Origin of the sequence: Aquibium pacificum, assembly GCF_040839445.1 — a bacterium.
Taxonomy (GTDB): domain Bacteria; phylum Pseudomonadota; class Alphaproteobacteria; order Rhizobiales; family Rhizobiaceae; genus Aquibium; species Aquibium pacificus.
On record NZ_JBDPGJ010000001.1, the window covers coordinates 331820 to 356164 of the forward strand.

20 protein-coding genes and 1 pseudogene are annotated in these 24345 nt (G+C 64.6%); 17 read left to right on the forward strand and 4 right to left on the reverse strand.

Annotated elements, in window-relative coordinates:
* Positions 1-90 precede the first annotated feature (90 nt).
* Positions 91-3972 (reverse strand): peptidoglycan-binding protein, encoded by a 3882-nt coding sequence (locus ABGN05_RS01640; protein WP_367952248.1) that lies wholly within the window; start codon positions 3970-3972, stop codon positions 91-93.
* A gap of 489 nt (positions 3973-4461) precedes the next feature.
* On the opposite strand from ABGN05_RS01640, the gene ABGN05_RS01645 reads away from it, so the two are divergent.
* The 12 genes and pseudogenes from ABGN05_RS01645 (at position 4462) to ABGN05_RS01700 (ending at position 15725) form a co-directional block, all read left to right on the forward strand.
* Entirely contained in the window at positions 4462-4914 is a 453-nt protein-coding gene (locus ABGN05_RS01645) for a MerR family transcriptional regulator (RefSeq protein WP_367953121.1), read from the forward strand.
* Between the two features lie 156 nt (positions 4915-5070).
* Positions 5071-6855 carry an acyl-CoA dehydrogenase C-terminal domain-containing protein gene (locus ABGN05_RS01650; protein ID WP_367952249.1) on the forward strand — a complete coding sequence of 595 codons (1785 nt, stop codon included), beginning with the start codon at positions 5071-5073 and terminating at the stop codon, positions 6853-6855.
* Positions 6856-6930: 75 nt separating this feature from the next.
* Positions 6931-8103, forward strand: coding sequence for an acyl-CoA dehydrogenase family protein (locus ABGN05_RS01655; RefSeq protein WP_367952250.1), 1173 nt, complete (start codon positions 6931-6933; stop codon positions 8101-8103).
* Positions 8104-8113: 10 nt separating this feature from the next.
* Positions 8114-8569, forward strand: a complete 456-nt coding sequence (locus ABGN05_RS01660; RefSeq protein ID WP_367952251.1) for an OsmC family protein — start codon at positions 8114-8116, stop codon at positions 8567-8569.
* A gap of 17 nt (positions 8570-8586) precedes the next feature.
* Positions 8587-9795, forward strand: coding sequence for an acetyl-CoA C-acetyltransferase (locus tag ABGN05_RS01665; RefSeq protein WP_367952252.1), 1209 nt, complete (start codon positions 8587-8589; stop codon positions 9793-9795).
* A gap of 227 nt (positions 9796-10022) precedes the next feature.
* Positions 10023-12239, forward strand: a complete 2217-nt coding sequence (locus tag ABGN05_RS01670; protein WP_367952253.1) for a 3-hydroxyacyl-CoA dehydrogenase NAD-binding domain-containing protein — start codon at positions 10023-10025, stop codon at positions 12237-12239.
* Positions 12240-12391: 152 nt separating this feature from the next.
* Positions 12392-12933 (forward strand): annotated as a pseudogene (locus tag ABGN05_RS01675) (thioesterase family protein).
* 79 nt (positions 12934-13012) lie between these two features.
* The gene (locus tag ABGN05_RS01680) at positions 13013-13219 is read left to right on the forward strand and encodes a hypothetical protein (protein WP_367952254.1); all 207 of its coding nucleotides are present in this window, start codon (positions 13013-13015) and stop codon (positions 13217-13219) included.
* Positions 13209-13517: a type II toxin-antitoxin system RelE/ParE family toxin gene (locus ABGN05_RS01685; RefSeq protein WP_367952255.1), complete on the forward strand. Its 309-nt coding sequence runs from the start codon at positions 13209-13211 to the stop codon at positions 13515-13517. The genes ABGN05_RS01680 and ABGN05_RS01685 overlap by 11 nt, the downstream gene beginning before the upstream one ends.
* A 6-nt stretch (positions 13518-13523) precedes the next feature.
* Entirely contained in the window at positions 13524-14147 is a 624-nt protein-coding gene (locus tag ABGN05_RS01690) for a 2-hydroxychromene-2-carboxylate isomerase (RefSeq protein ID WP_367952256.1), read from the forward strand.
* Between the two features lie 82 nt (positions 14148-14229).
* Positions 14230-14895 (forward strand): S24 family peptidase, encoded by a 666-nt coding sequence (locus tag ABGN05_RS01695; protein ID WP_367952257.1) that lies wholly within the window; start codon positions 14230-14232, stop codon positions 14893-14895.
* A gap of 2 nt (positions 14896-14897) precedes the next feature.
* Complete coding sequence (locus ABGN05_RS01700) at positions 14898-15725, forward strand: thermonuclease family protein (RefSeq protein ID WP_367952258.1); 828 nt, start codon at positions 14898-14900, stop codon at positions 15723-15725.
* On the opposite strand, the gene ABGN05_RS01705 is transcribed toward ABGN05_RS01700, so the two are convergent.
* Positions 15722-17374 carry a lysine--tRNA ligase gene (locus ABGN05_RS01705; protein ID WP_367952259.1) on the reverse strand — a complete coding sequence of 551 codons (1653 nt, stop codon included), beginning with the start codon at positions 17372-17374 and terminating at the stop codon, positions 15722-15724. The genes ABGN05_RS01700 and ABGN05_RS01705 overlap by 4 nt on opposite strands.
* 132 nt (positions 17375-17506) lie before the next feature.
* Between ABGN05_RS01705 and ABGN05_RS01710 the strand changes: the two genes are divergently transcribed.
* Positions 17507-17923, forward strand: a complete 417-nt coding sequence (locus ABGN05_RS01710; RefSeq protein ID WP_367952260.1) for a tellurite resistance TerB family protein — start codon at positions 17507-17509, stop codon at positions 17921-17923.
* A gap of 25 nt (positions 17924-17948) precedes the next feature.
* Here the strand turns inward: ABGN05_RS01710 and ABGN05_RS01715 are convergent, their stop codons facing one another.
* The gene (locus ABGN05_RS01715) at positions 17949-18782 is read right to left on the reverse strand and encodes an ABC transporter substrate-binding protein (RefSeq protein ID WP_367952261.1); all 834 of its coding nucleotides are present in this window, start codon (positions 18780-18782) and stop codon (positions 17949-17951) included.
* Between the two features lie 179 nt (positions 18783-18961).
* Here ABGN05_RS01715 and ABGN05_RS01720 point away from each other — a divergent pair, with 179 nt between their 5' ends.
* The 4 genes from ABGN05_RS01720 to ABGN05_RS01735 all read left to right on the forward strand — a co-directional run bounded on the left by ABGN05_RS01720 (position 18962) and on the right by ABGN05_RS01735 (position 23493).
* Positions 18962-19693, forward strand: a complete 732-nt coding sequence (locus ABGN05_RS01720; protein ID WP_367952262.1) for a helix-turn-helix transcriptional regulator — start codon at positions 18962-18964, stop codon at positions 19691-19693.
* 198 nt (positions 19694-19891) lie between these two features.
* Positions 19892-20530, forward strand: a complete 639-nt coding sequence (locus tag ABGN05_RS01725) for an acyl-homoserine-lactone synthase (RefSeq protein ID WP_367952263.1) — start codon at positions 19892-19894, stop codon at positions 20528-20530.
* Positions 20531-20584: 54 nt separating this feature from the next.
* Positions 20585-21334 (forward strand): enoyl-CoA hydratase-related protein, encoded by a 750-nt coding sequence (locus ABGN05_RS01730; protein WP_367952264.1) that lies wholly within the window; start codon positions 20585-20587, stop codon positions 21332-21334.
* A 77-nt stretch (positions 21335-21411) separates the two neighbouring features.
* The gene (locus tag ABGN05_RS01735) at positions 21412-23493 is read left to right on the forward strand and encodes a glycosyltransferase family 2 protein (RefSeq protein ID WP_367952265.1); all 2082 of its coding nucleotides are present in this window, start codon (positions 21412-21414) and stop codon (positions 23491-23493) included.
* On the opposite strand, the gene ppk2 is transcribed toward ABGN05_RS01735, so the two are convergent.
* On the reverse strand, positions 23412-24296 hold the full coding sequence (ppk2, locus tag ABGN05_RS01740; protein ID WP_373695888.1) for a polyphosphate kinase 2: 885 nt from the start codon (positions 24294-24296) through the stop codon (positions 23412-23414). The genes ABGN05_RS01735 and ppk2 overlap by 82 nt on opposite strands.
* Positions 24297-24345: the final 49 nt, after the last annotated feature.

Here is a 24345-nt window from a genome sequence, read left to right on the forward strand (position 1 = left end):
CATTGCGGCGGAGTCAAAGACCTATGACGCCGCCGCCGGTCGCAATTGCGACATGAGGATCGGTCGCTCCGGCCGGAGGCGGGCCGGGGGTCACTTCTTGTTGAGGAGAAGCTTCACCAGTTCGTCGCTGACCTCGCCGTCGGCGGTCAGTCCGTTGTCCTTCTGGAAGGCCATGATGGCATTGCGGGTGTTCTGGCCCATGATGCCGTCGGGCGAGCCGGCATCGTAGCCGTTCTTGTTCAGGATCAGCTGGATGTTCTGGACGGCCTTCTTCATGTCGATGCTTGCCGTCGTTCCTTCGCTCTCCTCCCAGGACTCAGGAATCTCGACGACGTTGGCATCCTCCACGACGGGCTTCGGCTTCCACAACTCGGTGGTCGCGCGCGCCTTGGCGAGTTGCTCCGGCCGGAGCGAGTTGGCCACCTCGTCGCGCTTGGCCGCGGCATCCTTGTCGCCGGTCTTTGCAACGAGGGCGAACCACTTGTAGGACTCTTCCAGGCTCTGAGGGACCCCGAGGCCCTTCGCCGCCAGGATGCCCAGATTGTACTGGCTGTCCGTCACGCCGAGTTCGGCCGCCTTCTGAAACCAGCGCGCGGCGGAATCGTTGTCGACCGCTCCGTCGCTGCCCATGGCGAAGAGCACCGCCAGATTGTGCATCGCGCTGGCGTTTCCCTGGTTGGCCGCCAACTGGTACCAGGTCTTGGCCCGGGCGATGTCGCGCTCGACGCCGATACCCTTCTCGTAGAAGCTCCCGATCCGGTACTGGGCCGGAGCAAAGCCTTGTTCCGCCGCGCGTTCGTACCAGGTCGCCGCGACTGCACGGTCGGACTCGACGCCGCGGCCGGTGTCGTAGCGGTTGCCGATCTCGAACATCGCCTTCGGGTCGCCGGTCTCGGCGGCTTCACGCAGCGCGATCGGCCCGGCCTCGACGGGCGGCGCCTCGAAAGTCGGCGAGGACGCGGTTCCACCACCGTCCATCTCCGGCAGCGCCGCCACTTCGCCAGCGTCAGGTGCGGTTTCGTCCTCTGGGAGCGCCGCCAGTCCGTCGTCGTCCATCTCCTCGGCACCCGTCGCCGGCAAGACGTCGAAGTTCGGCGAGCCCTCCATATCGGCGTCGGACGATGCGGGCGTTCCATCGACCGCACGCACCGCGCCGGCGGCATTGTCTTCTCCGTCGACCGACGCCGTGTCGGCGGCGCTCGCTACCAGGGCGTCGCTCGCCGGGAGGGGCTCGATCTCGGCCATCTGCGCCTCGCCGCCGAAGAAGGCCTTGCCCAGTTGCAGGCTGGCAAGGGCTATCATGATCGCGGCCGCAGCCATGAGGATGGGCTTGCGCTTGGCGCGCAGGAATTCCGCCGGACTGAGCTTTCCCTTCGGACCGGCTGGCGACCCGCCCTGCTTGAACGTTTGTGCCTCGGCGGCGGCCGCCTGTGCCGCGCGCCGCGCCGCCGCGATGAAGTCCGCCTTGCCCGCGGTGGGGTCCGATTCTTGTACGGTGGTGCCCCGCTCGTCACGGACGCGCTTGATGATGGCGTTCAGATCCGGCGCGCCGGAGCCGGGTTCCAGGGGCTTGTCGGCCACCGTACCGTTCAGTGGTTCGTCGAGCCGGACCTGTTCGATGCCGGGCATGACCGGATCGGGCTGCTGGCGGACCGGGCGTGCCTGCTTCTTGCCGGTGAAGGCGCGGGTAAGGCCGCCGAGCATGGAGCGGCGGACCGGTTCCTCTTCCTCCTCGATTGCCGGATCGCTCGTGCCGGCGGCGAACGCCGCTTCCGCCGCGGCCTGAGCCGGCGACTTCTTTACCGGCATCGGTGCGCGAGGGGGCATGGCGGTGGAGGCGGATAGCGCTGCCGGCGTCGCCCTTGCCAGCGGGGGCATCTGCGGTTCCGGCGAGACGGGGGCCATCGGTGGCACGCCCGCGTCGGGGATTCGGCTGCGGTAGGACGAGGCCAAATCGCCGTTTCGCACCTCCAGCGAGCCGAGGCGCTCGACGACCTTCAACAGGGTGTCGTGGATCGCCTCGAATGTGCGGGAATTCCGCTCATCCGACTTGCGCGCAAGAATTTCAAGCGTCTTCAGTTCGCTGGCCAGGGCGGCGATGTCCTCGTCGTCCAACCCGCCGTCGCGCATCGAACGGACCGCGTTCTCAGCAGCTTCCTGCGCGGCGGAGACGATGGCGTCCCGCTGATCGGCGAGCGAGCGCTCGATGTTATCGAGCCGTGGTGCCAGACCCGCCTGCGCGTCCGCTTCGCGGGAGGGTCTCGACAGGTGCTCGGCCAGGCCCGCGATCTGTCTTTCAAGACCGGCGATAAGCTGCGGATCCGCATCCGAGGCGCAGCTGCTGGAGCTATCGAGCTTTTCGGCGATTTCCTGGAGGCGGCGTTCCAGCGTCAGCATGGTCCTTGCGTCGGGCTCCGTGCTGCGACCCGAATCGATCTGCTCCGAGAGATCCGCAAACTTGCGGTCGAGCGCCTGCAGGAGCGAGGGATCGAGATCGGCGGCGCTGCGGAACGTCGAATCGAGACGGTCGGCCATGCTTTCCAGCCGGCGGTCGAACTCCTCCAGAAGCCGCGGGTCGACGCCTTCCCGATGCCGCGAGTCGATCCGCTCCGACAGGTCCGCGAACTTTTCGTCCAGCGCCTGCAGGAGCGCCACGTCGATGCCGAGTTCCGGTTCCCGGCGCTTGTCCAGCCTTTCCGCCAGACCATCGATCCGGTGTTCCATTTCGCGGAACATTGCCTGGCCAAGCGTGGTGGCACGGTCGTGACGTTCCTCGAACAGCGTCGCGATCTCGGCGAAGCGCCGTTCCAGGCTGTCGACGATCTGCTCGCGCTCGACCCCGCTGGAGTTGGTTTCCAGCCGTTCCGCGATCTTGGCGATCTGACGGTGAAGCAGTTCGATGGATTCATCGGGACGCGCGGCGAGATGGGCGATGTCCTCGACGCGGCGCGTGAGATTGTTCAATCTTTCGGCCACATCCGAAGCGGAGGCTTCTTCAACCAGCATGTCGAGTTGCTGGGCCAGGGCTGAAATGCGGGCTTCGATGCGCTCGAACGGTTCGGCGCGATAGGTCTGGGCGCTGGCGGAAGACGAAGCAATCGCGCGGGAGATCTCGTCGAGCCGGTTTTCGACATTCTTGACGGAAGCGGGCGAGTTGCGGTCGTTGTTGCGGGAAAAATGGTCGATCGCCGTCGCCAGCGTGCGGACCTTGTCTTCAAGCGACAGCAGCGAACGCGAATCGGGAAGATTGCCGACGGCCTCGCCGATCTGCTCGAGCCGTTCCTTCAGCGCAGCGACTTCCGGATCGGGTCCCGCCCGGCCGAGCGATCGCTGTTCCAGCTTTTCCCAGCGGCTGTCCATCGAGCGGACCGTCTCCTCGCGCGCGAGTTCAGCCAGTGTCTGACGGACCTGTTCCATTTCGGCGCGCAACAGGTCGAGCCCGCGCTCGTCGCTGCGTTCGGCCATGGAATGGATCGTGGTGGAAAGCCGCTCCATCTCCGCGGCAAGCGCGCGCCCGTCCGGACCGTTGTTCCCGTAGGCGTGTTCGATGTCCTTGCGAAGCACGTCGAATTCCTTGCGCATGCCGGATGCCATCTGGGTGCGCATCTCCTCCCGCAAGGCCTTGAGTTCGCCGGAGACGTCGGACAAAGCGAGCGGCGAGATTGCCGGCTGCGGGCGCGAGCGCTGCAATTCCTGGCGGAGTTCTGCGAGCGAGCGTTCGAGATCGGACGAGCGTGCGCTTTCCCTCGCGACGTGGGAAGCCGGTTCCCGGACGGGGCCGCTCTCGTACTCGCCGGTCAGCCTGCGGGTTCGCCTGTCCGATTCGCGCGAGGCGCCTCCATGGCCCGGCTGATCGCCGCCGAACCTGGCTTCAAGGTCGTCCAGTGTGCGGTTCAGATCCTCAAGGGAGGTGCGCGGGCGGCGCTGCCTGCCCTGGTTCAGATTGTCGAGATACGACCAGTTGCTGCTCATTGGAACGCCTGTCTGGAAAGGGTGCGCGGGTTGCGGTGAAACGTCGCGCGGACTGGCCCGTCGGGAACGGATACCGGTCCCGGGGTTATGCTCTTCGTCGCGTTGGCGGCCATTGCGCCCTTCCTCTCCTGCATGCAGACAGCCCTGAGGAACGCGAGACAGGATAACCACGGGAAACCGACTGACGCACAATTCTCCAGACGTGGTAAACAAGGCGTTAACCAAACTTACCAAATCCGAAGCGAGCTCATCCCGAGGGGATCACGCCCTTCGGACATTCAGCAAGATTTGAAACAGTTTGTGTTCAAACGTCGCTTGATTTTCCGGAAGGCAATCATTAGTTCCGCCGCACTCGAGCGTTGCACCCTGCAAGCAGGCGTGTGTGGCGCGGCCGACTCAGAAAAAATCTGACGGATACAAGTAGCCCCGAGGGCTGAGGAAGATGTGCGAGCCGCGTTGCGGTCTCGCCAAAGGAAACCACGTCCCATGATGAAAACAGTCTCGGCCATCGAGGTGATGGCCAACGCATCCCACGCATTTGCCGAACGACATGACGACTATGTACGTATCGGCGACATGGCGAAGAATTTCGGCGTAACGCTGCGCACGCTTCGCTTCTACGAGGACAAAGGGCTCATCCAGCCGAAGCGGGAAGGGAACACGCGTCTCTATTCCCGTCGCGAAAGAGCGCGTCTCCAGCTCATCCTGCTCGGCCGCAACGTCGGCTTCTCGCTGCGCGAAGTGAAGCAGATGATGGACCTGTACGATCCGCACGGGACCAACACCAAGCAGCTGCGTGTGGCTTTCGAAAAATCGGAGAAGCAGCTTTCGCGCCTCGAAACGCAGCGGCAGCAGCTCGACGAGGCGATCAGCCAGCTGCGCGAGGCGATGGACGTCGTGCGCAACGCGCTCGAAGAGCGGCAGAAGCAGTCGGCCGCGTGACTCCAGGCCTGGAGCGATCTCCGTTTGTGCTGGAAAAATCTCTTGCGCCATCGAATTGACGTTTACGCAAACGTCAATATTTGGTAGGGGACGCTCCAAGAGGAATTGACTGCCCCGGTAGCGTCGGGGCAGCGTTCGGTTATCTGGAGGTCTCCCATGCCGACATACCGCGCTCCCGTGCGCGATACGCTGTTCGTTCTCAACGACGTGCTGGGTTACGAGCGCTACTCCAACCTGCCCGGCTTCTCCGACGCTACGCCCGACATTCTCGAGGCAATTCTTGCCGAGGGTGCCAAGCTCGCGGAAAACGTCATCCAGCCGACGAACAGGGTGGGCGACGAGGAAGGCTGCGTTCGCCATGACGACGGCTCGGTGACGACGCCCGCCGGGTTCAAGGAAGCCTACGAGCAGTATCGCGAGGGCGGCTGGCTGGCGCTCCCGGTGCCGCCCGAATATGGCGGGCAGGGACTGCCCTATACGGTGCATTCGGCCGTCGGCGAATACATGTCGTCGGCCAACATGGCGCTGATGATGTATCCCGGCCTCACGCAGGGCGCCATCGCGGCGATCCTGGCGCACGGCACCGAGGAGCAGAAGCAGACCTACGTGCCGAAGATGGCCGAAGGCGTGTGGACCGGCACCATGAACCTGACCGAGCCGCATTGCGGCACGGATCTCGGACTGCTGCGCACCAAGGCGGTTCCGGCCGGTGACGGCGCCTACAGGATTTCCGGCCAGAAGATCTTCATCTCGGCCGGCGAGCACGACATGTCCGAAAACATCATCCATCTGGTGCTCGCCCGCATCGAGGGCGCGCCGGACGGAGTTAAGGGCATCTCGCTGTTCATCGTGCCGAAGTTCGATCCCGAATCGGGCGAGCGCAACGGCGTCTCCTGCGGATCCATCGAGGAGAAGATGGGCATCCACGGCAACTCGACCTGCGTCATGAACTATGACGAGGCGACGGGCTACCTCATCGGTCAGGAGAACGGCGGCCTGAAGGCCATGTTCGTGATGATGAACGAGGCGCGCCTCGGCGTCGGCCTGCAGGGGCTCTCCATCTCGGAAGTCGCCTACCAGAACGCCGCAAACTATGCTCGCGAGCGCCTCCAGGGCCGCTCGCTGACCGGTGCGAAGGAAAAGGACAAGAAAGCCGATCCGATCATCGTCCACCCCGACATCCGCCGCAAGCTGATGACGATGAAGGCCTTCAACGAGGCCGGGCGCGCGCTGATCCTGTGGACCGCGATAAAGTCGGACGTCGCGCACCGGTCCGGCGACGACAAGGAACGCGAGGCTGCGGACGACCTGCTTGGCCTGATGACCCCGATCATCAAGGGCGTGCTGACCGACAAGGGCTTCGAGCACGCGGTGATGGCGCAGCAGGTCTATGGCGGCCACGGCTACATCGAGGAATGGGGCATGAGCCAGTTCGTGCGCGATGCTCGCATCGCCATGATCTACGAGGGCGCCAACGGCATCCAGGCGCTCGATCTCGTCGGCCGCAAGCTGGCATTGAACGGTGGCCGCGCCGTCCAGACTTTCTTCAAGGATGTCGGCGAGTTCTGCGAGGAAAACCGCTCCGACGAGAAGATGTCGGGCTACACAAAGGGCCTTAAAAAGGGTCTCAACGACCTCCAGGCCGCAACCATGTGGCTGATGCAGAACGGCATGAAGAACCCGGACAATGCCGGTGCAGCCTCGACCGACTACATGCACCTGTTCGGCCTTGTCGCGCTCGGCTACATGTGGGCGCAGATGGCCAAGTCGGCCCAGGCGAAGCTTGCGGAAGGCGCGAACGGCGACGGTTCCTTCTATGAGACCAAGCTGGTCACGGCGAAGTTCTTCATGGAACGGATCATGCCGGAAACCGGCGCGCATCTCGCCCGCATCTCCGCCGGTTCGGAGACCATGATGGCGCTGCCCGCGGAGGCATTCTGACCGGGCGGGGCATCGCCCGGTCTGTTCATCCTTGAACTTTCTTGCTATAGCGGCCGACATCCGGAGGACCTGTTCATGTCGCACGATCCCGCATCCGTCCTGGGCCTGCCGAAGGCCCCGTGGGCCGGCGAGGACGTCGGCATGCTCTACGACATGGCGCGGAAGTTCCTCGAGACCGAGATCGAGCCGCGCTACGCGGAATTCGAGAAGGCCGAGATCTTCGACCGCGAAAGCTGGAAGAAGGCGGGCGAGAACGGCCTGCTCTGCGCCTCGATGCCCGAAGAATACGGCGGCTCGGGCGGCACCTATGCGCATGAGAGCGCCATCATAGAGGCGATCAGCCATGTCGGCGTCGATGGCTTCGGCATCGCGCTGCACAACTCGATCGTGGCTCCCTACATCCTTCACTACGGCTCGGAAGAGCAGAAGAAGAAGTGGCTGCCGAGAATGGCGTCCGGCGAACTGATCGGCGCCATCGCGATGACCGAGCCCGGCGCCGGCTCCGACCTGCAAGGGGTGAAGACCCGCGCGGAGAAGGATGGCAACCACTACAAGGTGAGCGGCTCGAAGACCTTCATTACCAACGGCCAGCTCGCCAACCTGATCGTCGTCGTCACCAAGACCGATCCGGCGAAGGGCGCCAAGGGCACGTCGCTGATCGTTGTGGAGACCGACGAGGTCGAGGGTTTCGAGCGCGGCCGCAACCTCGACAAGGTCGGGCTGAAGTCGAACGACACGTCGGAACTCTTTTTCAACGACGTGCGCGTTCCGACCTCCAACCTGCTCGGCACCGAGGAAGGGCAGGGGTTCGTGCAGCTCATGCAGCAGCTTCCGCAGGAGCGGCTTCAGATCGGCGGCACGGCGATCGCAGCGATCGAGAAGGCGCTGGCGCTGACGATCGACTACGTCAGGGAGCGCAAGGCCTTCGGCAAGGCCGTGATGGAATTCCAGAACACGCAGTTCAAGCTCGCCGAACTGAAGACCGAGGCAACGGTCGGCCGCGTCTTCTACAACGACTGCGTGGCGCGCCACATCGACGGCGGCCTCGATCCGGTGACCGCATCGATGGCCAAGTACTGGCTCAGCGACCTGCAGGGCAAGATCATAGACGAGTGCCTGCAACTTCATGGCGGCTACGGCTACATGAACGAGTATCCGATCGCCCGCATGTGGCGCGATGCGCGCGTGCAGCGCATCTACGGCGGCACGAACGAGATCATGAAGCTGCTCATCGCCAGGAGCCTGTGAGGAGACGAGGATGTCCACGCACACCGCCGACATACGCTGGCAACAGGACGAGGACGATCATTTCACCCTCGGGCGCTACACGCGCGTGCACGAGATCGCCTTCGACGGTGGAACGACGATCCAGGCAACGGGCGCGCCGCAGAACGTGCCGGCGCAGTTCTCGTCGGAAACTGCGGTCGATCCCGAGGAATTGTTCGTCGCCTCCTTGGCATCCTGCCACATGCTGTGGTTTCTGGATTTCGCCCGCCGGGCGGGCCACGACATCCGCTCCTACCGCGACCAGGCGGTGGGCGAGCTGGGCAAAAACGCGCAGGGGCGCATCGCGATGCTGAAGGTGACGCTGCGCCCGCAGGTCGAGTGCGACGCCGACCCGGCCGCGCTCGCGGACCTGCACCACAAGGCGCACGACGCCTGTTTCATAGCGAATTCGGTGAGCGCGCAAGTGCTCGTCGAACCGCAAGTCTGAACGAAGGAGACGCCACAATGGCCGATGCATATGTCTACGACGCCGTGCGCACGCCGCGCGGCCGCGGCAAGAAGGACGGATCGCTGCACGAGGTTCCGGCCGTCAGGCTGGCGGCGAAGGCACTGGAAGCGGTGCGCGACCGCAACGGGCTCGACACCTCCACGGTGGACGACATCGTCTTCGGCTGCGTCGATCCGGTAGGCGAGGCCGGTTCGGTGATCCCGCGCGCGGCAGCCTTCGAGGCGCGCTACGCGACCGAGGCGCCCGGCATCCAGCTGTCGCGCTTCTGCGCGTCAGGCCTCGACGCCATCAATCTGGGCGCAGCCAAGATCGCGGGCGGCTCGGACGACATCGTGATCGCGGGCGGCGTGGAATCCATGTCGCGTGTCGGCATGGGCATGTCGGGCGGCGCCTGGTTCATGGATCCCTCGGTCGGCCTGCCATCCTATTTCGTGCCGCAGGGCGTTTCGGCCGACCTGATCGCCACCAAGTATGGTTTTTCGCGTGACGACGTCGACGCCTATGCGGTGGAAAGCCAGAAGCGGGCCGCCAAGGCCTGGGAGAAGGGCTGGTTCAAGAACTCCGTCATCGAGATCAAGGACCAGAACGGCCTCAAGATCCTCGACCATGACGAGCACATGCGCCCCTCGACAGACATGCAGTCGCTGGCCTCGCTCAACCCGTCCTTCGTGATGCCCGGCGAGATGGGCGGCTTCGATGCCGTCGCCGTCCAGCGCTATCCGGAGGTCGAGGCGGTCAAGCACGTCCACCACGCCGGCAATTCCTCCGGCATCGTCGATGGCGCTGCCGCGGTGCTGCTCGGCTCCAAGAAGGGCGGCAAGGCAATGGGGCTGAAGCCGCGCGCGCGCATCCGCGCCTTCACCAATATCGGCTCCGAGCCGGCGATCATGCTGACCGGACCGGTCGACGTTACCGAGAAGCTCCTGAAGCGGGCGAAGATGAAGCTCTCCGACATCGACCTCTTCGAGCTCAACGAGGCCTTCGCCTCGGTCGTGCTGCGCTACATGCAGGCCTTCGACATCGACCACAAGAAGATGAACGTCAACGGCGGCGCGATCGCCATGGGCCATCCGCTGGGTGCGACCGGCGCGATGATCTTCGGCACGGTGCTCGACGAACTGGAGCGCCGCGACCTGAACACCGCGCTGGTGACGCTGTGCATCGGCGCCGGCATGGGCACGGCGACCATCATCGAGCGGGTCTGACGCTCCTTCCCTTCTCCCCGCTCGCGGGGAGAAGGTAGCCTCTTCGGGTTTTGCCGTCGGCAAGACCAAGGACAGGCTCCATGCCGGATGAGGGGCAGAGCCAGCGGTCTCGACCAGCGCCGCTCCTCATTTGCCTTCGGGCATCCTCTCCCGTGAACGGGAGAGGCACGCAGTTTCACCGTCGCGCCCGTCCGCTGACGCAACCGATTTCAAGGAGGACTTCTCCAATGGCCAAGTACACCAACTTCAAAGTCGAAACCGACGCCGACGGCATCGCGCTCGTCACCTGGGACATGCCGGGCAAGTCGATGAACGTCTTCACCGAGCAGGTGATGGACGAGCTGGAGAAGATCGTCGACCAGGTCGTCGCCGACGACAACATCAAGGGTGCCGTCGTCACCTCCGGCAAGGAAAGTTTTTCCGGCGGCGCGGACCTCACCATGCTGCAGCGCATGCTGAAGCTCTTCAAGGACGAGAAGGCCAAGGATGCCGACGCGGCGATAAAGATGCTGTTCGAGGGTGCCGGCCGAATGAGCTGGCTGTTCCGCAAGCTCGAGACCTCAGGCAAGCCCTGGGTATCGGCGATCAACGGCACCTGCATGGGCGGCGCCTTCGAGCTTTCGCTCGCCTGCCACGCCCGCGTCGCGGCGGATTCGGACAAGGTCAAGATGGGCCTGCCGGAAGTGAAGGTCGGCCTGTTCCCGGGCGCAGGCGGAACCCAGCGGGTGCCGCGGCTGACGGACGGGCAGAGCGCGCTCCAGATGCTGACCTCCGGGCAGTCACTATCGCCGAAGAAGGCCAAGCAGATGGGCCTGATCACCGAGATCGCCGCGCCTGAGGCGCTGGTCGAAACGGCAAAGGGGCTGATCAAGGGCGGGCTCAAGGCCGTCGCTCCCTGGGACGTGAAGGGCTTCAAGCTGCCGGGCGGCCCGATCTACTCGGCTGCGGGCGCCAATCTTTGGCCGCCGGCCATCGCCATACTGCGCCGCGAGACCTATGGGAACTATCCTGCCGCCAGCGCGATTCTGAAATGCGTCTATGAGGGCCTGCTGGTGCCCTTCGACACGGCGTTGAGGATCGAGCAGCGCTATTTCACCGAGATCATGCAGACCACGGAAGCGGCGATGATGATCCGCTCGCTGTTCATCTCGCTGCAGGAACTCAACAAGGGTGCGCGCCGTCCTGCCGGCGTTCCCGAGACCAAGTTCAAGAAGATCGGCGTTCTCGGCGCAGGCTTCATGGGCGCGGGCATCGCTTACGTCACCGCCAAGGCCGGCATCCCGGTCGTGCTGCTCGACCGCGACATGCCGTCGGCCGAGAAGGGCAAGGCGCATTCGGAAGGTCTGCTGGACGCAGCGATGAAGAAGGGCCGGGCCACGGCCGAGGAGAAGGAAAAGCTCCTGTCGCTGATCACGCCGACGGTCGACTACTCCGATCTCGACGGCTGCGACCTCGTCATCGAGGCGGTGTTCGAGGATTCGGAAGTCAAGAAGGGCGCCACCGAACAGACGGAAGCCGTCATCGCCGCGGACGCGATCTTCGCCTCCAACACCTCGACCATCCCGATCACCGGCCTGGCGAAAAACTCGAAACGGCCGAAGAACTTCATCGGCATCCACTTCTTCTCGCCGGTCGACCGCATGATGCTGGTCGAGATCATTCTGGGCAAGAAGACCGAGGACAAGGCGCTCGCGGTCGCCATCGACTATGTTCGTGCGATCAGGAAGACGCCGATCGTGGTCAACGACACGCGCGGCTTCTACGTCAACCGCTGCGTCTTGCGCTACATGGCGGAGGCGTTCCAGATGCTGATCGAGGGCGTGCCGCCGGCAATGATCGAGAACACGGCGAAGATGGCCGGCATGCCGGTCGGCCCGCTGGCGCTTACTGACGAGACGGCGATCGACCTCGCGCAGAAGATCATGAAGCAGACGATCCGCGACCTCGGCGAGAAGGCCGTCGACAAGGACCAGTTCGCACTGATCAACACGATGGTCGACACCCATGGCCGCCACGGCCGCAAGAACGGCAAGGGCTTCTACGACTATCCGGCCAAGCCGGCCAAGAAGCACCTGTGGCCCGAACTCAAGGACCTCTATCCGCAGCAGGACCCGGACAAGATCGACGTCGAGGAGCTGAAGCAGCGCTTCCTCGTCACGATCGCGCTCGAGGCGGCGCGCGTGATGGAGGAGGGCATCGTCACCGACCCGCGTGAGGCGGATGTCGGATCGATCCTCGCCTTCGGCTTCGCGCCGTACACGGGCGGCGCATTGTCCTACATCGAGGGCATGGGCCTGACGGAGTTCGTGGCGCTCGCAAAGAAGCTCCAGAAGAAGTACGGGCCGCAGTACAAGGCGCCGAAGCTGCTGGTCGAGATGGCCGACAAGGGCCAGACCTTCTACGGCCGCTTCGATCCCTACAAGGCGATGAAGAAGGCGGCGTAAAAGGTTGGCTTTCCTCTCCCCGTTCACGGGGAGAGGATGCCGGCAAGCAGTTGAGGGGCAGTGCCCACCCTCCCGGGTTCGTACCGCCCCTCATCCGGCCTACGGGCCACCTTCTCCCCGTGAACGGGGAGAAGGAACAGCCGGAGCCGATCATGTATGTCTGGGCGCGACTGGCACGCATGGTTATTACCGCGAGCTCGCGCGGGACCTACCGCATGGGCGAGGAAAGCAGGCTGACCTTCCGTTGCCTGCCGACCGACATCGATTCCAATTTTCATCTCAACAATGCCCGTTACATGATGATGGCAGATGTCGGGCGTATCGACATCTTCCTGCGCGCCGGACTGCTCGGGCTGGCGCGCAAGAACGGCTGGGCGCCGATGATGGGCGGGCTGCAGACCGTCTACGTTCGCGAGATACGGCTGTGGAAGAGGTTCGAGGTCGTCTCCACGGTCGAGACATGGGAGGACACGCAGGTCATCGGCCGACATCGCTTCGTGCTGGAGGATGGCCAGACGGCGGCGCTGGTGATGACCACCGCCGGCGTCTACGACTTCCGCAACCGCCGTTTCGTACCGATCGAAGAGATCGTCCGACCCTCGGACAGGTGATCGAGCCGCGCCCGCCGAGCGAAGAGGAGCGGATATTCATGGCCTCGCATACCGGGCTGCGGAAACTGGCGAAGGGGTCCTGACGCGAACGTTCACATAGCGCGATTGGCCTTTGCCCGGCGCGCCGCGCCTGCTAATCTTCGCCGCAGGAGACGAATGCTCATGACCAAGCTCGAGAGAGCCGTGAAGGCCGCCGAACAGCTTCCCGAAGAGCTTCGCGAGAAGCTTGGGGATGATCTTCTTCATTACATTGACCGTTATCTCGCGCTTCGTGACGACCTGAGGGCGGGACTACGCCAACTCGACGCCGGAGAGGGTATCCCGGGCGATGTGGTGTTTGCAGGATTGAGGAAGAGACTTGGTTCTTGATGTCTTCATTTCGCCCTTGGCGAAAAAGGATATCGAGGACATCCACGAGTACATCGGGGCTAATGATCGGAGCGCGGCGGACAGGGTGCTCGAAAGGATCATCGCCGTGATAGGGCGTCTCGCCGAAAGGCCTTTCCTCGGTTCCGATTTCCACGCGGCGGGCTTGCGTGATCTTAGGAAGATGTCCATCCCTCCGCATATCGTCTTCTATCGCATCAAGCTGAACGAACTGCAGGTCGTCCGCGTGCTACACGGCGCTCGCGACCTGACCGACCCCGAACTCTTCCCGAGGAAATGATAATCCATGCCCGTCACCATCGACTACTTTCTCACTTGCGTATCGCCCTGGACCTATCTCGGGCATGACGCGGCGCGCGAGATCGCGGCGCGACATGAAGCGACGCTCGCCGTGCGCCCCGTCAACCTCGGCGAGATGTTCAAGGTCTCCGGACAGGTCGGGCTCGCCGACCGGCCGGCGGTGCGCCAGCGCTACCGTCTCATCGAGTTGCAGCGCTATGCGGAGATGCGCGGCAAGAAACTGAACCTCAGGCCGAAGCATTTCCCGACCAATCCGGCTCTTGCCGACCACACGATATGCGCGATCCTGGCCGATGGCGGCGATCCCATGGACTACATGGGGCGCGTCTTCGCGTCGGTCTGGGCGGAAGAGAAGAACATTGCCGAGGAAGACACGTTGTCGCCGCTGCTGGCCGAGGCGGGCTTCGATCCGAAAGTGGTGATCGAGCGGGCAAAGTCGCCGGAGATCGCGGCGATAAGGACCAGGAATACCGAGGACGCCATCGCCTGCGATGCTACGGGAGTGCCGTCCTTCGTCCTCAACGGAGAGCCCTACTGGGGCCAGGATCGGCTCGACATGCTGGATCGGGCCTTGTCGACCGGACGCGGACCCTTTACCTCCGACGTTTAGCGCCGGACCCGTATGGACAAGGCGGGAGCGGGACGCTAGAAGTCGCCGAAAGGTATTTTTTCCTGTTGAGCCGAGGGGGCCCATGCTGTCGCACGAACGCGTCTGGGCCGCGATCGACGCGCTTGCCGAGCGCTATTCACTGTCTGCTTCCGGTCTTGCGAAGCGGGCGGGACTGGATTCGACCGCGTTCAACAAGTCCAAGAGGCTTTCGGCGGACGGGCGTCCGCGTTGGCCCTCGACCGAGTCGCTCGCCAAGATCATGGAGGCGACCGGCGCGAGCCTGGACGAGTTCATGGAACTCGTGGAGCCGGGGCGCGCGAAGCCCGCGAAAGCCGTTCCAGATCGCCCGCTGCCGGTGCAGCGCGCCACCGTGCCGCTGATAGGCTTCGCCCAGGCGGGGGCAGGCGGCTTCTTCGACGATGCAGGGTTTCCGGCCGGCCAGGGGTGGGACCTGGTGGAGATCCCGGAGCGGTCGAGCGAAGGCGCCTTTGCGCTCGGGGTGCAGGGCGATTCCATGCTGCCGCTCTACCGGGACGGCGACGTCCTGATCGTGGAGCCGGGGGCGACCATCCGCAAGGGCGACCGCGTCGTCGTCAAGACCACTGCGGGAGAGGTCACGGCCAAGATACTCGCGAGACAGACGAACCGGAGCGTCGAACTCCTGTCGCTCAACCGCGACCACCCGCGCAGAACCGTGCCGCTAGGCGAAGTCGAGTGGATTGCGCGCATCGTATGGGCGAGCCAGTAGACGTGCCGAGCAAACTGCTTGCGACAATCCTCATGGCCGTCACCGCCTCGTTGGCGGCGGCAGGGGAGGCGCCTGACCGGGAGGTGAAATCTTTCCAGTTGGCCCAAGCGGAGTGCGGCGCGTCGCGCCCGGTCCGCCAGATCGCCCCCGACCTCATCGCTCCGCCGCAGATCGGCGGTGGCGAGCTGCGGCGCACCGATCCTCGCGCGCCGTTGAGCGACATCGGGCCAGCCGCGCCCGCGGCACCGGCGACGGCGAACGCTACCGCCGATGCGAAGGAGGGCAGGAACATGATCTTCGGTCCGGTGGCGACGGCCGCCGGACGGCTCGAAGCCGAAGGCATGGTCATCGCGATCGCCGGCATCGAGATCGTCGAGCCGGAGCACACCTGTCACGGCAGCAAAGGCGACTGGCCCTGCGGTATGGCAGCCCGGACCGCGTTCCGATCATTCCTGCGCGGCCGCGCGCTTGATTGCGACATCCCCGAAGGAGAGCTACCCGCGCGCCTTTCCGTTGCCTGCCGGCTCGGCTCGCAGGACCTTGGCGCCTGGCTGGTGGCCAATGGCTGGGCCAAGGTCTCCAGTACCGGTCCCTATGCCGAGCAGCAGAACGAGGCGCTGGCCGAACGGCGCGGCATATTCGGGCCAGGCCCCGAGAGGCTTCCCGGAACCGGGCTACCGGACGAGCCGGTTGCGGAAGGCCAGCCCCTGCCACCGGTTCCCGCCTTGGACGGAGCCGCCGAGGCGACCGCCGAACCGGAAAGCGGCACGCCGGTATCGCGACCCGCCGCGATCGAGCCGTTTCTGCGCGAGCCCAAGGGACTCTATTAGGCGGCCACCGAGGCGAGCCGCTCCCGGATCAGGGCACGGGTCTCGGCAATGCCATAGAGCGCCGCGAACGAGCCGAAGCGCGGACCGCGTTCCTGGCCGAGCAGCACCTGGTAGATCATCTGGAAGAAGGCGACGGACACGCCGGGCCCGCCGGTCGGGCTCTTCTTCGAATGATCCTGGTAGCGTTCGATCCCGCGCGCCACGTCGAGAGCGGCGTTCTGTATCGTCTCGCCGTCCGCGTCGGCCGGCAATGCGGCGAGCCTCCGCGACAGCGCATCGAGTGCCGCCGCCTCCTCCGCGTCGGGCGCGCGGAAGGTCTTGGCGGGTTTGACGAAATCGTCGAAGTAGCGGATGGCGTAGCCGACCAGCCGGTCGAGTTCGGGGTGTGTCTGCGGCGTCGCGCCCGGCACGTGACGCTCGATGAAGCCCCACAACACGGACTTGTCGTGCGCGTTGGAGGCGCTGACGAGATTGAGCAGCAGCGCGAAGGAGACCGGCAGTTCGATGGCCGGCGGATTGCCCGAATGTATGTGCCAGACCGGGTTGCCCAGCCGTTCCTTCCAGTCCTGACGCTGGTAGGCGGCGAGGAACTGATAGTATTCGTCGACGGCGCGCGGAATCACATCGAAATAGAGCTTCTTGGCCTGTCGTGGCCGCTGGAACATGTAGAGCGCCAGGCTCTCCGTCGGGGCGTAGGTCAGCCATTCGTCGATGGTCAGCCCGTTGCCCTTCGACTTGGATATCTTCTGGCCGTTCTCGTCGAGGAACAGTTCGTAGACGAAGTGTTCGGGCGCGCGTCCTCCCAGCGCCTCGCAGATGCGGTCGTAAACGCCCATGTTCGGGCCGTGGTCCTTGCCGAACATCTCGAAGTCCACGCCGAGTGCGGCCCAGCGCGCGCCGAAGTCCGGCTTCCACTGCAGCTTCACCCTGCCGCCGGTGACGGGCAGGGTGGTCTCCGCGCCGTCCTCGTCGTCGAAGGTGATGGTGCCGGCCTCCGCGTCCACCTTCTTCATCGGCACGTACAGCACGCGGCCGCTCATCGGAGAAATCGGCAGGAAGGGCGAATAGGTGGCGCGGCGCTCCTCGCCGAGCGTCGGCAGCATGATGGCCATGATGGCGTCGTAGCGCTCGGCCACCCGCTTCAGGATCGCGTCGAAACGGCCGGACCTGTAGTAATCGGTGGCGCTGGCGAACTCGTAGTCGAAGCCGAAGGCGTCGAGGAAACGGCGCAGCATCGCGTTGTTGTGGTGGCCGAAACTCACAAAGCCGCCGCCGAACGGGTCGGGCACCACCGTCAGCGGCTTGTGGAGATGCGGTTCCAGGAACGAGCGGTCGGGTACGTTGTCCGGAATCTTGCGCATGCCGTCCATATCGTCGGAGAAGCAGAGCAACCGCGTCGGCACCTTGTCTTCGGTCAGCACGCGGAAGGCGTGGCGCACCATGGTGGTGCGCGCCACCTCCCCGAACGTGCCGATATGCGGCAAGCCGGACGGGCCGTAGCCGGTCTCGAACAGCACCGTTTCCGGATAGGCGCCGCCCCGGTAGCGGGCTACGATCTTCCTCGCTTCCTCGAAAGGCCAGGCTTTGCTTTCGGCCGCAGCCTCCAGCATTTCGGGCGATAGATCGAGGCTTTCGGTCGCGTGCGTCATGGTATCAATCCGGATTGTGCCCTCGTCTATGCATGGCCGGCCGAAGCGTCAATCGCGCAGGGCGTTTTTGCTTGCGGCATGCGGGTGCGGTTCCTACGTTGCGGCCAACTTCGAAACCCCGAGGAGTCGATCTTGATCCAGCCGGCCAATGTGCAGGAAGCACTCGTCCACATCATGGTCGCGGTGTCCGCTTCCGACAGCAACATGACGGACCGCGAACTGGCCAAGATGGGAACCGTCGTGCGGACCATGCCCGTCTTCATCGACTTCGAGCCCGAGAGCCTGCTCGACGTCGCCCGCAAGAGCCAGCAGGTGCTCCAGCAGGACGAGACCCTCAACGACATCGTTGCATCCATCGTCGAAGTGATACCCGGCCGGCTGAGGGATACGGCCTATTCCGTCGCGGTTGAGATAGCCGCCGCCGACCGCCGCGTCAGGCCCGAGGAACTGCGCATTCTACAGATCCTGCGCGGCCACCTCGGGATCGACACGCTTACCGCGGCAGCCATCGAGAGGGCCGCCGTCATCAGGCATCGGACGCTCGTCTGAGGCCACTCGGAATGTCGCCGGGCTATCAGAAGAATCCGAGCGGAAAATATCGCAGGTAAAGTTCCGCGAAAGTGCCGTCGGCCTCGATCTCGCGCAGCGCATAGTTGATCGCCGCAAGCAACTGGTCGTCCCCCGGGTCCACCGCGACGGCCATTCCGGTGCCAAGGTATTCGGGCAGGAGATAGGGGCCACCCGCGAAGCGGCAGCAAGCCTGCGATCCGGTCCCCGCCAGCCAGAACGAGAGCCGCATCCCGTCGCCGAACACCGCATCGGTCTTGCCCTCGCGAAGGTCGCCGAGCATCCACTCGGCGCGGGAGTAGGTAACTACCCTGACGCCGGGAAACAGGTCTCTGAGCGCCCGCTCGTGCGCCGAGCCGTCGATGACGCCCACACGCCTGTCTACGAGCTTCTGGTACACCGGTTCTTCGACCGCGTTGCCTTTCGCCATGACGAAGCGGGCCGGCAGTTGCAGGTAGGGGCGCGAGAACGCGAAGCGCTGGCGTGATTCGGCGCTCATCGCGAGCCCCGCGATGATGGCCTCTCCGTCGCCTGCCTGGAGTGCCTGCGGAAGTTCCTCCCACGGCACGGCCTGAATCTCGCAGGTATCCGTGAGGTCGATCTTTGCGCAGATCGCGCGGGCGAGGTCCACGTGAAAGCCAGTGAGTCGTCCGCTCCCGTCAAGGAAATTGAAGGGGGGGAAATCGATCGTGGTGAGGAATCGAAGCCGCGGAAAATCCGACAGTTCCGGCTTCGGAAGCCGTTCGCGCGAATCCCAGAAATAGGGGATCGTTGGCTCGGCGGACACGGAGGGGCCCAGAAGTGCTGCAAGAACGGCCAATGCGGGGACGATGCGCTTCAACTTCGGTTCCTTCAGGCGGTCAGGCGACCGTTGCCAGCGGCTTTACAGAGGCGCAAGATGGAATGAAACCGTCCGATCGGGCAAATCCGCTCGGTTCTCGCACGAATGCAACCATAGGTTAATGGAACAACGGGCGCCACACTCGATATAAGTGGAATCCTGTAGCGTCGGAGATATTGATGGGGCAATTCGACGACACCTTGCAGTTCATCGACGAGCTGCAGCACGCCTCTACGCCGGAAGGCGTAAGCCGGCTCCTTCTCCGGCTGACGGGAAACTACGGCCTCACCGCGCTCATGGCCGGGACCGTACCCGCTCCCGGCACGCCCAAATCGCGGCAGAGAAGCCATGCAATGCTCTGCGAATGGCCCGAATCGTGGCTCGAGCGGTACGTCTCGCGCAACTACGTCGATCAGGATCCGGTCGTCACCTACATGAAGCGCCAGCCCTCGCTGGTGCGCTGGAGCACGGCGGCCGACAAGCTGCAGGTCGGCCGAAGCGGGCAGCGCGTCATGGGCGATGCCGGCGAATTCAAGCTGAACGACGGACTGGCCTTTCCGCTGATCACCCTGGAAGGCACCGTCGTGATGGTGTCCCTGGGCGGGGAGATGGTCGACATCTCTCCGGAAAGCCTCGGCGTCATCGAACTCGCCGCGACCTATGCGGTGGGACGGGCCCTCCAGTTGCAGAACGCCCATGAGATCTTCGCCCGGCGGCCGGATCTCACGCCGCGCGAGACGGAATGTCTCAAATGGGCCGCGGAGGGAAAATCCGAGTGGGAGATTTCCCAGATACTGGGAATTTCCGAGCATACTTCGGAGAAGCATCTCCTCAACGCCAAGCGCAAGCTGGGCGCGGTGAACCGCGTGCACGCCGTCGCCGAAGCGATCCGGCTGGGCTACATCTCCTAGCCTCTCCGCGCTTCAAAGCCTTAGAAAATTCCTGATCGCCATTCGCTTCGTCCGCGCTTCGCGGACGGGGCTTCTTCGCGCCGCGAATTTCGCAGGTGCTCGTCTCGCCGCCCGGTGAAACCTGATTACGCGATCGCGTAATACTCGGCTGCCATGCGCATCGTAGTTTTTTTGCGCCGCAACCAAGGAGCGATCATCATGATCTATGCAATGACCACTACCGAACTGACCGAACGTCCCGACCTGTGGGAAGAGGTCCATCGTCTGCGCTACCAGATCTTCGTCGAGGAAATGGGTTGGGACGATCTTCGCCGGTCCGACCAGATGGAGATCGACCAGTTCGATCACGAAGAGGCGGTTCATCACCTGTGCATGCGCAACGGCCGCGTCGCCGGATATCAGCGGATGCTGCCCACGACGCGACCGCATCTGCTGACCGACGTGCTGCAGGATCTTTGCGAAGGAACCTCGCCGAAGGGCCCCAACATCTACGAACTGACGCGCTACGCGGTCGCACCGGCATTCCGCGACGGCCGGCGCGGCGTCTCCACCGTTGGCACGGAGCTCATCGCGGGCTTCGTCGAATGGGGTCTGCACAACAAGGTGGACCAGGTGATCATCGAGTTCGAGCCGATGTGGGTGCTGCGGGCGCTGCAACTGAGCTTCCTTGCCCGGCCGCTCGGATACCAGCGCACCTACGGCCGCCAGCAGGTCGTCGCCACGTTGCTGACGTTCAACGAGAACACGCTCGACGTCGTGCGCAACCGCCGCAACCAGCACGCCCCGGTCCTGAGCAAAGGCCTGCCGGACGCGTTTTCCTACAAGCAAGCTTCCTGAGTGCCCGCAGATCGACTGCCTCACAAGAAGCTGAATACATCGGAGAAAGTATCCATGGAGATCCTGCACGAATCCGAATTTCGCAATCACACGCTTGCATTGACCTTGTCGGGCGACGGCGGCCGCCCGATCCTCGACCACAGCGCCTATGAGCGGCTTTCGCGGGAACTGGACCGCGCCGAGGCCGACGATGAGGTCCGGGTGGTCATCCTGAAGGGGCTTTCAGGGTGTTTCTGCCTGGGTGGGGACCTTTCGGAATTCCTTGACCCGACCAAGCACGAGACGCTCATCAAGGCCGTCTCGGGCATGTTCCGGCGTTTGGCGAGGTTCACGAAGCCGATGCTCGGCTGCGTGGACGGCGACGCGATCGGGGTGGGCTGCACTGTGCTGTTCCACTGCGACCTCGTCTATGCTTCCCCCAAGAGTACCTTCCGCGTTCCCTTCGTGGACCTTGGGCTCGTCCCGGATGCCGCAACCAGCCTGCTTGCCCCCGAAAAGCTCGGCTACGCCACAGCCTTCCGCTTCTTCTGCCTGGGGGAGACCCTGGACGCGGCCGAGGCGCTGAGGCTCGGCCTCATCTCGGATCTGGTCGAGGATGCCGATCCCGAGTCGAGGGCACGCGAGACGGCACGCCGCTTGGCAAAGAAGCCCGCACGCGCCCTTTCGCAGACGAGGATGCTGCTCAAGGGCGACAGCGCAGAGTTGTGCAACCGTATAGACAGGGAGATTTCCCTGTTCCACAATGCGTTGCAGGATGAAGCAACTATCCGGCGGCTGAAACGCGTGTCGCGCATGGCCGCGTGAACCGTCGGCGGAACCGGTGAGCGCGAGGGACGCTCACCGATTCCGCCGGGCGCCGGAGTGCCGTTCGGGGGAACAGGATGGGGGACGGGGGTCTTCCGCCGAACCATGGCCGCCGGCGCGATCCGGCAGCCGGCCCGCCGTCGGGGATCGGCGGCTGGTCGGAAGGCGCTCGGCTTCTCGATCGCCTTCGCCTGCTGAACGGCTGGGAAGGTTTCCTGACCCGGCTCAAACTTTCCGACGACGTCGCCATGCGTCTTGCCGAGCGCGCCCGGGTCAACCGGACGTGCCTGCATTCCGAACTGCTGTCGTCCGGGATCGTGCCGGAGGACGCGCAATATCGTGCGCTTGCCGCCGAACTCGGATTGCCATTGCAGGACGAGATCGATCCGAACCGATTGCTCGCGGGAGAGGCCGGTGCCCTTGCCGCGCTCAGGAGCCCGCGCGGCAGCAGCATGTCCCTGCTGGAGAACGGAGGCGCCGAGACGCTCCTGGTCATCGCTCCGGTGAAACTCGACATCGTCGCGCTCAAGGCGCTGCTGGCGCGCCGACCGCGGCTTGCCTCACGCCTCGTGCTCGCCTGTCCGGCCACGCTGCGGGGGGCGCTCCTTGCCCGCGTGCGAGGTCGCCTTCTCGAGGAGGCCTGCCGCGGGCTCTTCAATCTCTGGCCGGCCATGTCGGCCCGGTTCATCACCGATTCCTGGCAGGCGTTCCTCGTCGGCGTGGCGATCATCGCCGTACCCGTCCTGCTGTTCCTCGCGCCCGTCCTCACCGCCCTGTCGGTCTATGCCTGCCTGTCGACGCTTTTCCTCGGCTGCATCGGCCTGCGGCTGGCGTCCGCCGTTTCCGACGCAATCGGCGAAGAGGTGCGTTTCGGCGGGCGTCCGTCCGATGCCGGCCTTCCCACCTACACCGTACTCGTCGCGCTCCATAGGGAAGCGGAGGTGGTTCCGGACCTCCTGGCGGCGCTCGCCCGGCTCGACTGGCCGCGCAGCAAGCTGGAGGTCAAGCTCGTGTGCGAGGACGACGACGAGGACACGCTGGCGGCGATCGGGAGGCAGAAGCTTCGGCCCTGGGTGGAAGTCGTCAAGGTGCCGGCGAGCGAACCCCGCACCAAGCCGAAGGCGCTGTCCTTCGCCCTGCCGCTCGCGGGTGGGGAGCTGATCGCGCTCTACGACGCGGAAGACCGGCCGCACCCGATGCAGCTTCGCGAGGCATGGGCGCGGTTCCGCGACGAGGGCGATGATCTCGCCTGCGTGCAGGCGCCGCTAACGATTGCCAATGCGGGTTACGGGATCCTGCCCTTCATGTTCAGGCTCGAGTATGCGGCCCTGTTCCGCGGCATTCTCCCATGGCTGTCGTCGAACGACCTGCTCATTCCGCTCGGCGGAACGTCCAACCATTTCCGCCGCGAAGCCCTGCTCGACGTCGGTGGATGGGATCCGCACAACGTCACCGAGGACGCCGATCTCGGCGTGCGCCTGCGCCGCTTCGGATACAGGACCGGAACCATCTCGCTTCCGACCCTGGAGGATGCGCCCGAGGAACTCATGGTTTGGCTCCGGCAGCGGACGCGCTGGTACAAGGGCTGGATGCAGACCTGGCTCGTCCACATGCGCCAGCCGATCCGGCTCTACCGCGATCTCGGCGCCGGATCCTTCCTGATCTTCCAGATCCTGTTCGGAGGGCTGATTGCGTCGGCGCTGCTGCATCCGCTGCTGTGGGGCACGACGATACTGCTTTGCGGAAAGTCTGCCCTTTGGGGTTCTCTCCTGCCGACCGAGCGCTGGCTGCTCGGCCTGTCCGGGATGAACATCGCTGCCGGATACGGCTCGTTCCTGTTGCTGGGATGGCGCTGCCTGCGGCCCAAGGAGCGTGCCGGCTACTGGAGGACGGCACTCCTGACCGTGCCCTACTGGCTGCTGATGTCGGTTGCCGCCTACCGGGCGATCGGGCAGCTGGTGCGCCGGCCGCATCATTGGGAAAAAACGCCGCACCGGCGGTTCCGCCGCAGCAGTAGACCGGCGAAGCAGGTGGATGACACGTCGGCCCGTGCGCATTCAGCGGGCGCGGAAGCGGGTCACATGCCGATGACGTCCGCGCCGCTCAGGATGATCTTTTCGTCTTCCTCTCCGATCGCCGCGTCGTCGCGGCCGTCATAGGGGAGCGTCTTCAGGATCCGCCTGATCGCCGCCAGACGCGAGCGGCGCTTGTCGTTTGCCCTCAAGACGATCCATGGCGCGTGGTCGGTATGCGTATGCTTCATCATCCTGTCACGCGCCTGCGTGTACTCGTCCCATTTGGACATGCCCGCGACGTCGATCGGCGAGAATTTCCAGATCTTCAGCGGATCGTGGCGGCGGTCGTGGAATCGCTCGAGCTGCATCTCCTGACCTATGTTGAGCCAGAACTTGAAGAAGTGGATGCCGTCGTTGACGATCATGTGCTCGAAGGTCGGCGTCTCCTCCAGGAAACGGTCGCATTGCTCCGCGGTGCAGAAGCCCATCACCGGTTCGACAACGCCGCGGTTGTACCAGGAGCGGTCGAAGGTCACGAACTCGCCGGCCGTCGGGAAATGCTCGACGTAGCGCTGGTAGTACCATTGTCCGCGCTCGCGTTCGGTCGGCTTGGGGAGGGCGACGTTGCGGGCGCTGCGCGGATTCATGTACTGGCGCAGGACGAAGATGGTGCCGCCCTTGCCGGCCGCGTCCCGCCCCTCGAAGATCGCCATGACGCGTTCGCCCGTCGCCTGGAGCCACAGCTGGAGCTTGACGAGTTCGATCTGCAGCCGCTCCAGCGTCTTCTCGTACTCGTCCTTGTCCATCTTCTTTCCGTGCGGATACCCGCCGGACGACATCGCGGCGTCCTTGATCCAGTCGGGCAGGACCGGGTCGTCGATGTCGAACACGCGTTCGGTTCCCGCCACGGTGATGCGCACCGGCGCGGTGTCCGGCAGGTTCCGCATATGGCTGTGAGCCGTCATTCCCGCTTCTCCTCGTTGGCTGGCGAGCCAT